This window comes from Acinetobacter calcoaceticus (genome assembly GCF_900520355.1).
Taxonomy (GTDB): Bacteria; Pseudomonadota; Gammaproteobacteria; order Pseudomonadales; family Moraxellaceae; genus Acinetobacter; species Acinetobacter calcoaceticus_C.
This window is the reverse complement of sequence record NZ_LS999521.1, coordinates 1,529,495-1,544,380: the sequence shown is the minus strand read 5'-3', so window position 1 is coordinate 1,544,380 and position 14,886 is coordinate 1,529,495. Positions and strand designations below refer to the sequence as shown.

Annotated in this window: 11 protein-coding genes; 8 read left to right on the top strand and 3 right to left on the bottom strand. The window is 39.0% G+C overall.

Annotated elements, in window-relative coordinates; genetic code table 11:
• Positions 1–5: 5 nt before the first annotated feature.
• Together nirB and AC2117_RS07330 are read right to left on the bottom strand one after the other, a co-directional pair.
• Positions 6–2,552 carry a nitrite reductase large subunit NirB gene (gene nirB, locus AC2117_RS07335; protein ID WP_133973001.1) on the bottom strand — a complete coding sequence of 849 codons (2,547 nt, stop codon included), beginning with the start codon at positions 2,550–2,552 and terminating at the stop codon, positions 6–8.
• Between the two features lie 11 nt (positions 2,553–2,563).
• Complete coding sequence (locus tag AC2117_RS07330; RefSeq protein ID WP_133972999.1) at positions 2,564–2,905, bottom strand: hypothetical protein; 342 nt, start codon at positions 2,903–2,905, stop codon at positions 2,564–2,566.
• A gap of 385 nt (positions 2,906–3,290) precedes the next feature.
• Between AC2117_RS07330 and AC2117_RS07325 the strand changes: the two genes are divergently transcribed.
• Both AC2117_RS07325 and AC2117_RS07320 read left to right on the top strand, forming a co-directional pair.
• Positions 3,291–3,881 (top strand): ANTAR domain-containing response regulator, encoded by a 591-nt coding sequence (locus AC2117_RS07325; RefSeq protein ID WP_075431447.1) that lies wholly within the window; start codon positions 3,291–3,293, stop codon positions 3,879–3,881.
• Positions 3,882–4,898, top strand: coding sequence for an ABC transporter substrate-binding protein (locus AC2117_RS07320; RefSeq protein WP_133972997.1), 1,017 nt, complete (start codon positions 3,882–3,884; stop codon positions 4,896–4,898).
• A 20-nt stretch (positions 4,899–4,918) separates the two neighbouring features.
• On the opposite strand, the gene AC2117_RS07315 is transcribed toward AC2117_RS07320, so the two are convergent.
• A complete protein-coding gene (locus AC2117_RS07315) occupies positions 4,919–5,023 on the bottom strand; it encodes a hypothetical protein (protein ID WP_133972995.1) in 105 nt (34 codons plus the stop codon).
• A 516-nt stretch (positions 5,024–5,539) separates the two neighbouring features.
• Between AC2117_RS07315 and sbnA the strand changes: the two genes are divergently transcribed.
• The 6 genes from sbnA to AC2117_RS07285 all read left to right on the top strand — a co-directional run bounded on the left by sbnA (position 5,540) and on the right by AC2117_RS07285 (position 14,787).
• On the top strand, positions 5,540–6,544 hold the full coding sequence (sbnA, locus tag AC2117_RS07310) for a 2,3-diaminopropionate biosynthesis protein SbnA (protein WP_042894001.1): 1,005 nt from the start codon (positions 5,540–5,542) through the stop codon (positions 6,542–6,544).
• A gap of 21 nt (positions 6,545–6,565) precedes the next feature.
• Entirely contained in the window at positions 6,566–7,579 is a 1,014-nt protein-coding gene (gene sbnB / locus AC2117_RS07305; RefSeq protein WP_003652251.1) for a 2,3-diaminopropionate biosynthesis protein SbnB, read from the top strand.
• Positions 7,580–7,650: 71 nt separating this feature from the next.
• Entirely contained in the window at positions 7,651–9,291 is a 1,641-nt protein-coding gene (locus tag AC2117_RS07300; protein ID WP_133976250.1) for an IucA/IucC family protein, read from the top strand.
• Positions 9,292–9,294: 3 nt separating this feature from the next.
• Entirely contained in the window at positions 9,295–10,500 is a 1,206-nt protein-coding gene (locus AC2117_RS07295; protein ID WP_133972993.1) for an MFS transporter, read from the top strand.
• Complete coding sequence (locus AC2117_RS07290; protein WP_133972991.1) at positions 10,497–14,024, top strand: IucA/IucC family protein; 3,528 nt, start codon at positions 10,497–10,499, stop codon at positions 14,022–14,024. Before AC2117_RS07295 ends, AC2117_RS07290 begins: the two co-directional genes overlap by 4 nt.
• Positions 14,017–14,787: an HpcH/HpaI aldolase family protein gene (locus AC2117_RS07285; protein WP_133972989.1), complete on the top strand. Its 771-nt coding sequence runs from the start codon at positions 14,017–14,019 to the stop codon at positions 14,785–14,787. The genes AC2117_RS07290 and AC2117_RS07285 overlap by 8 nt, the downstream gene beginning before the upstream one ends.
• The last annotated feature ends 99 nt before the right edge of the window (positions 14,788–14,886 follow it).

Genomic DNA, 14,886 nt, shown 5'->3' with positions numbered 1-14,886 from the left:
CCTGCTTATGCTTCAACCATTGGAATACGGTCTTCTGAACGCTCAACATCTGATAATGGACGGATTTGACCACGTTCAGTCGTAAATTGGATGTGTGGATCGGCCTGTTCACTCGCGCCTGCATTGATATAAGTCTGGAAGCGTTTACGGACTTCAGGGTTTTCTACCGCAGTACGCCATTCATCTTGGTAGGTTCCAATGATGTGTTCCATACGGCGCTCAAGCTCAGCAGCTAAACCAAGAGAGTCATCAACAACTACAGATTTAAGGTAATCTAGCCCGCCTTCCATGTTGTCACGCCACACGCTGGTACGTTGTAAACGATCTGCGGTTTGGATGTAGAACATATAGAAACGGTCGATATAACGGATAAGCGTTGTTTTATCGAGGTCAGATGCAAGCAATTCTGCATGGCGCGGTTTCATACCACCGTTACCACATACATAAAGGTTCCAACCTTTTTCGGTCGCGATAATACCCACGTCTTTACTTTGCGCTTCCGCGCACTCACGTGTACAGCCAGACACCGCCATTTTTAATTTATGTGGTGAACGTAAACCTTTGTAGCGGTTTTCAAGCTCAATAGCCAAACCAACCGAGTTGTCTACACCATAACGACACCAAGTGCTACCGACACAAGATTTCACAGTACGTAATGACTTACCGTATGCATGACCAGATTCAAAACCAGCTGCATTCAATTCTTCCCAAATGAATGGAAGCTCGTGAACTTGTGCACCGAACATGTCAACACGTTGACCACCAGTAATTTTGGTATAAAGGTTATATTTTTTCGCGATTTGACCAATAGCAATCAAACCATCAGGAGTCACTTCACCGCCTGCCATACGTGGTACAACCGAGTAAGAACCATCTTTTTGAATGTTACCCAAGTAGTAGTCGTTACTGTCTTGTAGACCAGCATGGCTTGGCTCAAGTACGAAATCATTCCAGCAAGAAGCCAAGATGTTTGCCGCAGTCGGTTTACAAATATCACAACCCAAACCGTGGCCATGCTGGTGAATCAAATCATCAAAAGTTTTGATTTCATTAACACGAACCAAGTGATGTAACTCTTGACGTGAGTACGGGAAATGTTCGCAAATGTGGTTGTTAACGGTTACACCTTGACGTTGTAACTCTGACTTTAAAACTTGAGTCACTAATGGTGCACAACCACCACATGCAGTTGCTGCTTTGGTGCATTTCTTTAATGCACCTAAAGAAGTCGAACCATCACTAATTGCTTGGCAGATGTCCGCTTTTGATACGTTGTTACATGAACAGATGGTTGCGCTGTCTGGCAGTAAATCTACACCGCTACCACCAGATTTACCTGCTGATTGTTCAAAGCCCGGCATGATTAAACTTTCAGGTACTTCTGGTAACGCCAGACCATTCAGCATCATTTGTAAAAGGTCGTTATATTCTTTGGCATCGCCGACCAAAACTGCACCAAGCAATTTAGTTTTGTCCGCATTTACAACAATCTTTTTATAAACCAGTGCATGCTCATCTGCATAGAAGTAGCTTAATGCGCCTGGAGTCATGGCATGTGCATCCCCAACAGAGGCAACATCAACACCCATCAACTTCAACTTGGTGCTCATGTCCGCGCCAGCGAAAGTGTTACATTCTTCATCTGAGATGTGCTTTGCTGCAATACGTGCCATGTCATAGCCTGGTGCAACCAAGCCATAGATTTTGTTTTGCCAAAGCGCACATTCACCAATTGCGTAAATGTTGTTATCTGAGGTTTGACAGTAATCATTAATCACGATACCGCCACGTTCACCAATCGCCAGACCACTATTACGCGCGAGTTCATCACGTGGGCGGATGCCTGCCGAAAATAAAATGATATCTGCTTCAAGTTCACTACCATCAGCAAACTTCATGACATGTGTCGTATTATCGCCGCATTCAATGCATTGAGTCGCTTTTTGCGTGTGAACTTTTACACCCAAATCTTCAATTTTACGGCGTAGAACTTTACCACCCAAGTCATCAATTTGAACTGCCATCAAACGTGGCGCAAACTCAACAACGTGTGTTTCCAAATCTAGGTCACGTAATGCTTTAGCTGCTTCAAGACCAAGCAAACCACCACCGATGACTACACCAGTTTTTGCATTTAGACTCGCTGCACGAATCGCATCTAAGTCTTCAATGGTACGGTAAACAAAACAGTTTTCACGGTCATTACCCGGAATGGGTGGAACAAAGGCATAAGAACCCGTTGCCAACACCAATTTGTCATAGCTAATCACATCGCCATGGTTGGTTGTTACGGTTTGTGCAGCCGTATCAATTGCAGTTGCTTTTGTATTTAGACGTAAGTCAATGCCATGTGCATCGGCAAAGTCAAAACGCGCCAAAGATAAATCTTTTGCCGATTTCCCTGAGAAATATTCAGTTAAATGTACGCGGTCATACGCGATACGAGGTTCTTCCGCGAGGATAGTGATTTCTAGTTCATCATCTGCTTTTTCTAAAATGGCTTCGATGAATTTGTGGCCCACCATACCATGACCAATCATTACCAATTTCATAGTGTTTCTCCTCAAATCACGTTGCTTTTAAGCTGCGTTATTCCGTTCTCAAATAGACGTTGTTCTTTTGCTTTGTGCTCTACCGAGAAGCGAATCAAGCTCACAAAGCGTATAGCTGCTTGAAACCAATTTTTTTCACTCGTTGACGACACCCAATGCACAGCAAAGTCATAAAAAGAAATAAAAAAAGCGAGCCCCCTCATAGAGAAGGCTCGCATCGCTGAAACTGAAAAATTAAATAATTCAGATGTAACTTTTTTATGCAATAAAAATAAAGACATGACCTTCACTCCGACTGAACGTAACTTCTTTGTGTGTACGGTTGCACTCACAAACTCGATCAGAACGGACATCGTTGGCCGTCTTTAAAACTCATGGTCGTCTTCGACCTGTAATTAAGTAAGCACTTTGCATGCCAATATTTTAAATATTTAAGCTGATAATATTTTTTATATTTAATTTCATATAGATATAAATTTTCAATAGGTAAGTAAAGAAACAAACCTGATTTCGCCTGCTCTATCACTGTACACTTATATGGTTTAAATAAAAATACGCCTTGCTACAAAATGAACCGTATTTTTGCACCAAAATTGATCAGACCGATCATTTAACATGCTAAAGTGCCATTAAATATTGATTTTTTCTTTAGTTTTCTATGGCACTAATCTTGCTTTAAAAACTGATAACAAAAACGCGTCGTATTGGCGCATTTTCTTAGCCTGATTTTCTGAACTTATGCCAAAACTCAAAATAGCCCTTATTGATGATGATCATGCGCGAGCCGACTATATAAGAAAAAGTCTGCTTGAAAATGATTTTGAAGTGGTCGCCTGCCTTACTTTGGATCATTTGAATATCTTTCGCATAGAACATTTGCAAGCTGATGTGATCTTGCTTGATATGGATCATCCTCACCGTGACATTATCGAAAGCTGTGTCAGTAGTTATGACTTGCCTACCGTACTGTTCACCAAAAATTCAGATAAAGACACAATCAAACAAGCCATAGATGCGGGAGTAACTGCTTATATTGTCGATGGCATCGATCCTGCCCGCTTACATACCATTTTAGAAATCTCAATTGAGCAATATAAAAAACACAAAAAACTCGAAGGTGACTTAAAAGAAGCTCAAACCAAACTCGCTGACCGCAAAGATGTTGAAAAAGCCAAAGTTTTACTGATGCAACTCCATGGCCTTCCTGAAGATACAGCATTTCAGCTCCTCAGAAAAAATGCTATGAGCCACCGTATTACGATTGGAGAAATGGCACGGCGTTTACTTGACGCCCAAAAATTACTTGGCAATCAACTAAAGGATGAATAAATGAGCACATTAGAAAAGACTCAATTACAACTCGGCTATATTCCTTTACTTGATTGCCTTGCGTTGCTTTGGGCTAAACAACAAGGTTTCTTTGAAGATGTAGGTTTAGACGTTACTTTAGTTAAAGAAGCATCTTGGGCAAGTCTTCGCGACCGTCTTGCTTTTGGTTTATTAGATGCAGCCCACTGCTTATCTGCAATGTTACCTGCGGCCGCAGTCGGGTCAGATCAAATTGGTACGCCGCTACAAACTTCACTTGTTTTGAGTGAAAATCGTGCATTTATCAGTTTAAGCCAGAAATTAACGCATCAACTTAAACTTCAAGAAAATGATACGGCTCAAGTAACGGCTCAAAAATTAGCAGATTATCTTGAACAAGATCATTCCATTTCTTTAGCTCATGTGTTTAAGCACTCCATTCATCATTATTGTTTAAGAGAATGGTTAGCTCTAGCAAATCCAAAACTCGCTCAATCAATCCAGCTCAAAACCTTACCACCACCGTATATGGTTGAAGCACTAGATAAACATGTGATAGATGGTTTTTGTGTAGGTGAACCTTGGAATACTCAAGGTGAGCTTCTTGGCTTAAGCAAAATGATCTGTTCAAGTCAGAACGTTATTCCTACTGTGGCTGATAAAGTTTTAGCCGTAACACAGGAATGGGCTGAACAACATCCACAAACTTTGATTGCACTCACCGCTGCAATTATGAAAGCTCAACAAGAATTGAGTGAGTTACAAGACTTTGCTCCAATTCTAAAATTATTGGTCGAGTCTGGAATTGTTCGTTTTCATTGCTCAGAAGAGGTGCATGTCGACAAATACTACATGATTCAAGATATTGTGCGTCATTTGGTAAAAGAAAACGCACTTCCAAAAGTAGAAGATTTTTATTGGCTCTTCCAACAAATGCAAAAGTGGGATGACCTTCAGTTAGAGCAAGCTCAAATCAATATATTGAGTCATCAATGTATTAACCTTGAGGCTTATAATCAAGCTAGACAACGATTATAACTTCTAGCATTTTCAATTAATCAGTCATAAAAAAAGCTGTCTTTTATAAAAAAGACAGCTTGAAAGACCCATAAGACAAAATGCGAAACACGCATTACTATACTTTCTGGACTCAATTGATCCATTCAAAATATAGCGCTTATAGAACTCATCATAGCCATCTAAATTTATCATTTTCAGACATTTTCATATCAATAACTGCCACTTGATCAATTTCGTTCTACCATTCTTATAATTTTAAAAAGCAGTGCAAATTGCACTTTCTGCCTACCACTCCTTCCTATAAAAATCTTAATAAACACAGAAAAAAATGGCATGCAAATTAGGTTAATCAGAATAGGTTTCCACTTTAATTTTTTAAAACACTTTTAATTTACAAAACCATATGCTCATTAAATTATTTTTTTAGCAAAAAGTAATTTCCTGCCTATCTACTTATATTTAAAAAGTTTATTAATTAACTCATCTATAAAATATAAACATTACGATTCAAATAATTACTTAAAAAAAATTAGTGAAAAATCCTATAAATACCCTCAATTTCATATTACAAACCGCAACAATCTTGTCACAAATAGTAATGATAATTTAATTAATAATCATTATCATTCACATCACATAAAAACCTGAGAAGATCTACCATGATCCATGAAAATATTCTCGACTGCATAGGTAAAACGCCACTATTACAATTATCAAGGCTATTCACGCATCAATCGATCTCAGTGATTGCGAAAATGGAATTGTTAAACCCAGGAGGAAGTATTAAAGACCGTCCAGCATTATTCATGTTACAGGAAGGTCTAAAATCTGGAGCAATTAATAAAGATAGCCATATTGTTGAAAGTTCTTCAGGGAACTTGGCCATCGCACTCGCAATGGCATGCAAAATATATGGGTTAAAATTTACTGCCGTTATTGACCCTAAAATTGCTTCAGCAAACTTACAAATGTTGAAGCTCTACAAAGCCAATATCCATATGGTCTCTGAGAAAGATCAAAATGGAGGCTATTTAAAAACCAGAATTGATACTGTAAAGCGACTATGTGAACAATTACCAAATGCTGTATGGATTAATCAATACGCAAATCCAAACAACTGGAAAAGCCACTATTTTGGTGAAGCAGAAGAAATCATAAATCAAATAGATCGCAAAATTGATTACCTCGTGATTGGAGCAAGTACCTCTGGCACGATTATGGGCGTATCCCGCCGCCTTAAAGAAAAGTTCCCCGAATTAAAAGTGATTGCAGTCGATATTGTCGGCTCTGTCTTGTTTGGTGGCACCTCTGGTCCACGCGAGATTCCTGGCATCGGTGCAAGTACTGTTCCCCCTCTACTCTCTCCCGATGAAATTGATGATGTCATTTATGTAGATGACTATGAGTCAGCAGTCGGTTGCAGAGAACTCCTTGAACATGAAGGAATCTTTGCAGGCGGCTCCAGCGGCTCATCTATTTCAGCCATAAAAAAACTCATTCCAACCATTCCTGAAGGTTCATGTGTCTTAACGCTGCTGCCTGATCGAGGCGATCGTTATCTAGATCTCGTTTATGCAGATGAGTGGTTCGAAATGATCAAAAAACGTCACTTCAATCGAAACTTACGACGTCAAGAAAACCTTACTTTACAAAATGTTGTTTAACCCTCTCCTTAGGAAATATTCATGAGCAATTTGGCTACCCTTCGTTACCTGAGTCAATCAGATTTATTAAATCTTGGCGCAAATCATAGCAATTCATTTATTGAAGCGATTACCGAAGGTTTAACCCTGCATGCAAATAAACAGTTTGTACAACCCTTAAAACCTTACCTCCGCTGGCAAGGTGCAGATCATATTGCTGACCGTATTATTGCAATGCCTTGTTATTTAGGCGGCAATGACCCGATTGCTGGAATCAAATGGATTGGCTCAAGACAACATAACCCTAAAAAATTCAATATTCCACGTGCCAGCGCGCTTATTGTTCTGAATGATTCAGAAACAAATTACCCAGTCGCAGTGATGGAAGGCAGCTTAATTAGCGCAATGCGAACTGCTGCAATTACTGGTGTTTCGATTAAATATCTAGCGAAAAAAGACTTTTCAGACATTACCGTGATTGGCTGCGGACCAATTGCTCAAATGCAGATTAAGACTGTACTTGAACAATACGCTCAAGTGAAAAAAATACATTTATTTGATGTGAACCCTGAAGCTGCCGAAAAACTCAAAGCATTGTTCTTATCAGAATATCCACATCTAGAAATTGAAATTCATGACAGTGCCAAGTCTGCGATTCAGCAAGCAGATGTGCTGATTACCTGTACCGTTTCAGATAAGCCTTACATCCCGTTTGAGTGGCTTAAAAAGGGCTGCTTTGTTTCCAATATTTCAATTATGGATATTGAACCTGAAGTGTTCTTAAAAGTTGACAAAGTGATTGTAGATGACTGGGACCAATCAAACCGAGAAAAGAAAGTCATCAACGTACTGGTTGAAGATGGCTTATTCAGCCGTGAAAAACTGCATGCCGAACTTGGCGACATCATTATTGGCCATAAAAATGGTCGCGAACATGAAGATGAAATCATTTTGCTGAACCCAATGGGCATGGCGATTGACGATATTGTTTGCGCTAAGTGGTTCTTCAATGCCGCACAAGAACAAAACGTTGGCACGGTTCTACCACTTTTATAAGAATAGGAATAACTAAAATGTTAGATCGGATTTACACAGCTCAACTACAAAAAACGATAGATGCCCTTTACATGGAGAATTATGGAAATTTTAGAGATCATATTTCCTATAAAAAGCCTTATTTGGCAATTACTCTAAATCATGCATCGGAACTCTATTTCAGCTGTTTAAAAGTAGATGGTGTAAATCCTTTCTGCGTTACTCAACCCGAAGTTTTGCTTCACAACCTCTTGAGTAATACGACTTCTAAAATTTCTATTTCTGAAGTTTTTACTTATTTAACAAAAGCATCTTGGTGGCCCTCACCTCATCATCAAAAGGCAATTGACTATTGGCTCGACAACTTAGTAACGGCTGAAAAAATCCCTCAAATTTTACAGTCAGCACTTTCATTTTCCTCACCTTTAATTACAAGTGAATTGCTCTCTCTAGTTGCTGATCGTCCATTTCATCCGTTCGCCCACTCAAAAGGTGAACTCGCACCACTCACAACTCAAAAAGAAATTGAAGTGTATTGGTGGGCTTTTAAGAAAGATGACGTGATCAACAATATGGATTCGATTCCTCATAAAGAGCTTCTGTTATCAGAAGCTGAGGACAATAATATTACTGAAAAAATGGCCGAGCTTTCAGATGACTACTTAGCCCTTCCTTTACTAGAGACTCAACATCGCTATTTAAAATTTGAAGAAAATAAGTATGACGGTATTGACCTGATCCATGTCACGACAATTGGTTTACCGACCTCATCTTTAAGAACGCTTATTCATAACGCAAACCCTAATCTACATTTAAAACTATCAACGAATGCCAAAACATTAGGTGCGATCCGTTCTATGCCGGGACGTTATTTAATGAATGGTCACAGGGCATATGATTTTTTAAATGAAGTCATTAATGAAACGCCTTTATTAAAAAATCGTCTCTTTTTGAGTAATGAAACTCACTGGTGGGTACTGGGTAAACAAGAGCACATTGTAAAAAATTTAGGTGTAATCGGTTGCCAAGTAAGGCACCTACCCGATTTTTGCCAAGATAAAGACGTCACCCCAATTACCATGTCAGCTTTAAGCTGTACTTATGTTGACCCTTGGGAAGCTTTAGGCGTTGAAGGTGATAAATGGACACTATTAAAAGATCTAAGTGTCCATTTTATTCAAACATTCTTAACGCTTTGGGCAAAAGGAATCATGCCTGAATGCCATGGGCAAAACACCATGGTGTGTTATGAAAATAATAAGTTCAAATGCTTTATTTTACGTGACCACGATACATTAAGAATATGTACGACAGCAATTGAAGAAAGTGGCTTCACACCTCCAACCTATACCATCGACACGAGTACGCCGAACAATCTTATCTTTACTAGAAATGAAGACTTATTTAATTACTTCATCACATTAGGGATTCAAATTAACCTCTACCCAATTGCTTTAGCTACCTTGAAATATACAGATCGTTCAGAAAGCGATTTCTGGGAAATGGTTCAAGACATTATTCAAGATTTTGTAGAAACCCAACCGATTTCAGAACAGACAAAATCCCAGATTCAAACCTATCTTTTCGACAATAAAACTTGGCCATTCAAACAGCTACTTACGCCTTTACTCGCTCAAGAAAGCGACTCAACAGGAATGCCAAGCAAAATAGGAAGCACGCCAAACCCTTATCACAGCTTATCTGTTTCTAGCTATGAGACCATGGATATCTAAATCATGCGCTCATCTCGCCTAGATCATTTCATTATTTTGCTCTGCCAGTTTTTTTCCACTTTCGGGCTCATGGTGCTTATTCCGATCATGCCGCTTTATATGGAAAAACTGACGGCGCATATGAGTGCTCCCACTATCTGGGCAGGTTTGGCACTCGCGGCTCCGGCTATTGGCAGTTTATTTACAGCACCGATTGTTGGTCATTTAGCAGATACGTTTGGCCATAAAAAAGCCTTGTTACTTTCACTGGCTGGTTTTTGTATTTCAATACTGCTCATGGCTAGCGCACAGCATTTATTCGTATTTATTTTCGCGCGAATTTTACTCGGTTTTTGCGGTCTCTCAGTCATTTTGAATGCCTATGTTTCATATCTTTCTAATGAACAACAACGAGGTGCCGCTTTTGGGCAACTACAAAGTAGTGTTGCACTAGCTTGCCTATGTGGTCCCGTGCTTGGCGGTATATTTATAGACCACTGGCGGGTTGAAATATTACTCAATGCAACTGCATTTATTGTAGTTACATTAATTGTGATCGCATCCTTTTTATTAGCCAATCCTGTTAAAACTGAGGCTGTAAAAACCAAAGAAAAATCTAAAATTCCAGACTTTTTTGATAGAACAATTTTTTCATGGTTAAGCGCCGGTATTTTGGTTCAAGCCGGTGGCTTTGGTCTAGTGTCTTGCTTCGTTCTATACATTAGTGAAATAAGCCAAAACATTCACTCATCGTTATCTGCTGCAAGTTTAACAGGCACAATCCATGCGCTTTCATGGGGAGCGGCTTTTATTGCGGCAACCTATTGGGGAAAAAGAAATGATGATAAAGGAGATTCTTTTAATAACTTCGTTTATGCATCTTTAATTTGTGGCATCACGATTTTCGCGTTGGTATGGGTGTCTAATCTCTGGCTCATTCTCGTATTACGACTCATACAAGGTTTTTGCTTTGCAGCGCTTATTCCTTCGATCTTACACACGATTTCTCTAAAAGCTGGCAGTCAAAGCCAAGGAAAAGTGATTGGCATTTCTAACAGTGCTTTTGTCTTAGGCCAACTTTTTGGTCCGATCACTATCACGCTAACCTACTCATTTTTCAATATTACTGCTGCATTAATCTGCACCTCACTATTTTTTATCGGTGCGGGATTAGTGGTGATTTTGAACAGATTCTTAATGGATACAATTTTAAAAGAGGCACAAGAATGAACTCAATTATTACAACCGATGCATGGTCTTATAAACTTTTCGAACAGTACCTGAATACTTTCTTTCGCGAACTTAAAGTAGATCTTGAAGAGCACATTATCTCAGCTCAAGATTCTCCTTTATTCACAATATATGCAGAACAGCCTAACTCGATCTATTTTTCTTATACGTTTAGTGCGTCTAATACGATTGTTTACGGAGCAGTTCAACACTTCTCCACCACTGGCTATCATCGATATCAGCGTGGCTTTGCTCTGCAAAACTTAAGCGAAAATACATTTGACTCGCTAACTGATCCTAAAAATTTGGTGAAGCTCATTACAGATGAGTTAAATAACCTATTCAAAGACAAAAACCAAAACAAGAACCTTTATTCCGATATTGCCAATAGTATCGAGAACACAAAATTCTTTTTAGAAAATAAACCATCCCTAACAACATCTAAAGAGCTGAGTGGTTTTCAAGCTACTGAACAAGGAATGCTATATGGACATCCTTTTCATGTGACCTCGAAAGCCAATTTAGGTTTTTCGAAAGAAGACATGAACAAGTATAGCCCAGAGTTAGGCGCAAGTTTTCAACTCCACTACTTTGCAGTTCATTCTTCTTTAATCGAAAAGCTTGTAAGCGAAGAGCAGCCATCTAATCGTATTGAAAACGAAGTTTTAGAAACTGCAAAAGAGCGTTTGCAAGAGAACTTAGCAAATTATGAGCTCATGCCGACCCATCCGTGGCAAGCCAATTTCTTGCTTCAACACTCGTCTTTAAAGAAACATTTAGACAGTCAAGAAATCATACATCTGGGTGCATTAGGCCAAACCGTATGGCCAACCTCCTCCGTTCGCACGGTGTGGTTACCTCAATCGAACCTATTCTTAAAGCTCTCAATTGATGTGCGAATTACCAGTTTCATTCGTAATAATCCAATGGATGAAATGGAACGAGCAATTGATGCAAGCAAAATTATTATTAATCACAAGATTAATGAGCAATATCCAGACCTTGTTATTCTGCCAGAGTTAGAGGCGAAAACAGTCAAAATTCCAGAGCTTGAGAGTTCATTTGGCATTATTTATAGAGCTGGACTTACACCTGATGTACTAGAAAATACCAGAATGCTCGGTGGCTTGGTCGAAGAAAACGAACATCATGAAATTCCTCTATTAAGCTTTATTCAGCAAGCTGCACCCAACCAAAATTTACAATCGAACGATGCTAAAGACTTTATTACTTTTTGGTGGAAACAGTACGTTAAAGTTTCACTTATTCCATTAGTTGAGTTGTTTGCAAATAAAGGCATTAGCGTAGAAGCCCATATGCAAAACAGTTTAATGGAATTTAAAAATGGCTATCCACATCGCCTTATTCTTCGAGATATGGAAGGCATTAGTATTGTTCCAGAAATGATAGAAGATGACTCATCTATTTCTGAAGATAGTACCGTTTGGTTCTCTCAAAAAGATGCTTGGACCTTTTTAAAATATTACCTCGTGATCAATCACATTGCGCATCTCATCAGTGCAATTGCGCGAGTTACGGTGATTGAAGAATCTGAACTTTGGGAAGCCACACGCCTTACGCTCACACAAGAAAAATTTACCGCCAAAGGCCAGCACTACCGCGATTTATTAATTAATTCACTCACACTACCAATCAAGGCAAATATGTTAAATACGCTCTACCACAGTGGTGGCAATCCAATCTGGATTGAAGTTGAAAACCCTATTTATAAATATCGCGGCGCAGAAGCCCTTTGCCCTCTTCAGCCGACACAGCAAGCCAACTATAAGACTCTTGCAGAAAATCGCGTGATGAGCCAATTATTAGAAGCGCTCATTTTTGAAAATACCTTTAAATATGAACTTTCTAAAGGTCAGATCAAGTTTTATATTTCAGATACAGTTTTCTATACATGCGCCGCTAAACGACATTTCAGCTTTAAACGAATTAAGTTAGATCCTTTAAGCCTAGTCCGTTCTGATATTACTTTGGGCGCTGAAACTCGCCCTAACTTAAAAATGCTACTTGCCGATCTAAAAAATATTATTGAAGCTGACCCAGTTAAATGGCAAAACTTTAATGATGAACTCAATTTAACTTACGTTAAACATGCGCAGACTTTAAGCCAAGCACCTGCTCAACCTTTAAGAACCCTGCCTTACCTAGAACAAGAAGCACGAATTACCAATGCACACCTATATCATCCGAGTTTTAAGTCTCGTATCGGCTTCGATTTAAAAGAAAACCAAAAATATGCACCTGAGCTTTCTGAAGGCTTTCCAGTCAAATGGGTCGCGACTCATAACAGTCTGTGTAAATTAGTTTTAAGCGAAACGATTAACTTAGAGCAGCTTTATAAACAGCATTTTTCAGAAAAAGATCTACAAGCAATTAGTGATCAATTAAAAGATAACAATGTAGATTTTCAGGAATATATCCTCACCCCAATTCATCCGTGGCAGTGGGATAAAATTATTGAATTATATTATCAAGATGCAATTAGCAACCAACTCATCATCCCGTTAGATATTGAAGGTCCAACTTATTTACCACAGCAATCGATCAGAACTTTATCGAATATTAGTGATATCTCAGCGCTTTCTCTCAAGTTGGCAATGAATTTGGTAAATACATCTACATCTCGTGTATTGGCACCGCATACCGTTCAAAATGCTGCAAAAATGAGTGACTGGCTTTATAAAATTGTCGAGCAAGACCATATTTTAGAAAAGCATCGCAAGCCTGTTATTTTAAGAGAGATTGCTGGACTTTCAGTTAAGCAGCAAATTGCTTTACCTGTTCAATACGGCGCACTCGCCTGCATTTGGCGCGAAAGTATTTACAGTTACTTAAAAGAAGGTGAATCGGCAACACCGGTAACTGGCCTCATGCAAGTCGACATTGACCAAAAGCCTCTAATTGATGAATGGATTCAAGAATACGGTATCGAGTTCTGGTTGGAAAAGTTACTCACCAATGCTTATTTACCTATCATGCATATTTTGTGGTGCCATGGCTTAGCTTTAGAGTCACATGCGCAAAATATGGTTCTGATTCATAAAAATGGCTTACCAGTTAAAGCTGCTTTGAAAGACTTCCACGATGGGATTCGTTTTAGTCGTCATCTTTTACGTGAGCCAGACCTTCTACCAAATTTACAAGATGCGCCAAAAGAGCATGCCAAAATTAACCCAAACTCATTCTTGGAAACCCATTCTCCAAATGAGTTAAGAGACTTTACTCAAGATGCGCTTTGGTTTGTAAATTTGGCAGAGTTAGCGATTTTCTTAAATGAGCATTATGACTTCGATGAAATCAAATTCTGGACCATGTTAAGAACCGTCATCAATCAGCACAAGGAAGCTCATCCAGAGTTTGCCGAGCGATATGAATTGTTCAACTTTACAGATGACACCATTGATATTGAACAATTAGCAAGCCGTCGTTTCCTTCCGGAAATTCGCCTAAGAGTACAAACCATACCAAACCCGCTAAGTCTCATTAAGGAAATTGAATATGAATAAATATTCGATTTCTTTTAAGAAACGAATAGCAAATGGCGAGACGCTCTACGGAATATTTTGTTCCGTAGTGTCTCCGATTAATGTCGAGCAACTGGCACTTGCGGGCTATGACTTTATTATTATCGACTTAGAACATACTTTATTTACCACGTCCCAAGTCGAGACCATGATTTTAGCCGCTAGAGCCATGAGTCTTGATGTTTTTGTCAGAGTGCCTTTAAACGCCAACCATTTAGTTCTACCTCTGCTTGATGCAGGGGTAACAGGCATTGTTTTTCCGCGTATTGAAAATGCCCAGCAGGCACGAGAAGCTGTGAATTATTGCCACTATATGCCGCTTGGGCAAAGAGGTCTTAACTCGACAAGATTAAATAGATATGGCATTGATGATTTAGCCAGTTTTGTTCAACAAGCGAAAAACGAGACGGTTGTGGTTGCCATGATTGAAAGCCTGGAAGGACTAGAACATCTTGATGAAATTTTAAAAGTTGACGGCATTGATATTATTCTTGAAGGTGCAGCCGACCTTTCTCAGTCTATGGGAATACCATGGGAAACCAGCCATCCGAAGGTCAAAGAAAAAGTCCAAAAGATGTATGTAAAGACAAAAATGAGCAATAAGTATTTCTGCGCAATTCCCCGAAAGCCAGAAGATATAACAGCTTGGAAACAACAATCTGTTCAGCTTTTTGTACTCGGTGATGACCGAAGCATTATTCGCCGTGCCCATCAAAATCATTTAAATACCTTCAAAGAAATCTGATCGCTATTCAATTTTTTGGGGGAATAAATACCTATTCCCCTAATTCATTGAATAAATTTCAAATATATTATTTTTTCAGCAATTAATAATGTTGTTAAT

Bases quoted from the DNA above. Each gene is read 5' to 3' on its own strand.
- nirB (WP_133973001.1), bottom strand. From the start codon at position 2,552: ATGAAATTGGTAATGATTGGTCATGGTATGGTGGGCCACAAATTCATC.
- AC2117_RS07330 (WP_133972999.1), bottom strand. From the start codon at position 2,905: ATGTCCGTTCTGATCGAGTTTGTGAGTGCAACCGTACACACAAAGAAG.
- AC2117_RS07325 (WP_075431447.1), top strand. From the start codon at position 3,291: ATGCCAAAACTCAAAATAGCCCTTATTGATGATGATCATGCGCGAGCC.
- AC2117_RS07320 (WP_133972997.1), top strand. From the start codon at position 3,882: ATGAGCACATTAGAAAAGACTCAATTACAACTCGGCTATATTCCTTTA.
- AC2117_RS07315 (WP_133972995.1), bottom strand. From the start codon at position 5,023: ATGGATCAATTGAGTCCAGAAAGTATAGTAATGCGTGTTTCGCATTTT.
- sbnA (WP_042894001.1), top strand. From the start codon at position 5,540: ATGATCCATGAAAATATTCTCGACTGCATAGGTAAAACGCCACTATTA.
- sbnB (WP_003652251.1), top strand. From the start codon at position 6,566: ATGAGCAATTTGGCTACCCTTCGTTACCTGAGTCAATCAGATTTATTA.
- AC2117_RS07300 (WP_133976250.1), top strand. From the start codon at position 7,651: ATGGAGAATTATGGAAATTTTAGAGATCATATTTCCTATAAAAAGCCT.
- AC2117_RS07295 (WP_133972993.1), top strand. From the start codon at position 9,295: ATGCGCTCATCTCGCCTAGATCATTTCATTATTTTGCTCTGCCAGTTT.
- AC2117_RS07290 (WP_133972991.1), top strand. From the start codon at position 10,497: ATGAACTCAATTATTACAACCGATGCATGGTCTTATAAACTTTTCGAA.
- AC2117_RS07285 (WP_133972989.1), top strand. From the start codon at position 14,017: ATGAATAAATATTCGATTTCTTTTAAGAAACGAATAGCAAATGGCGAG.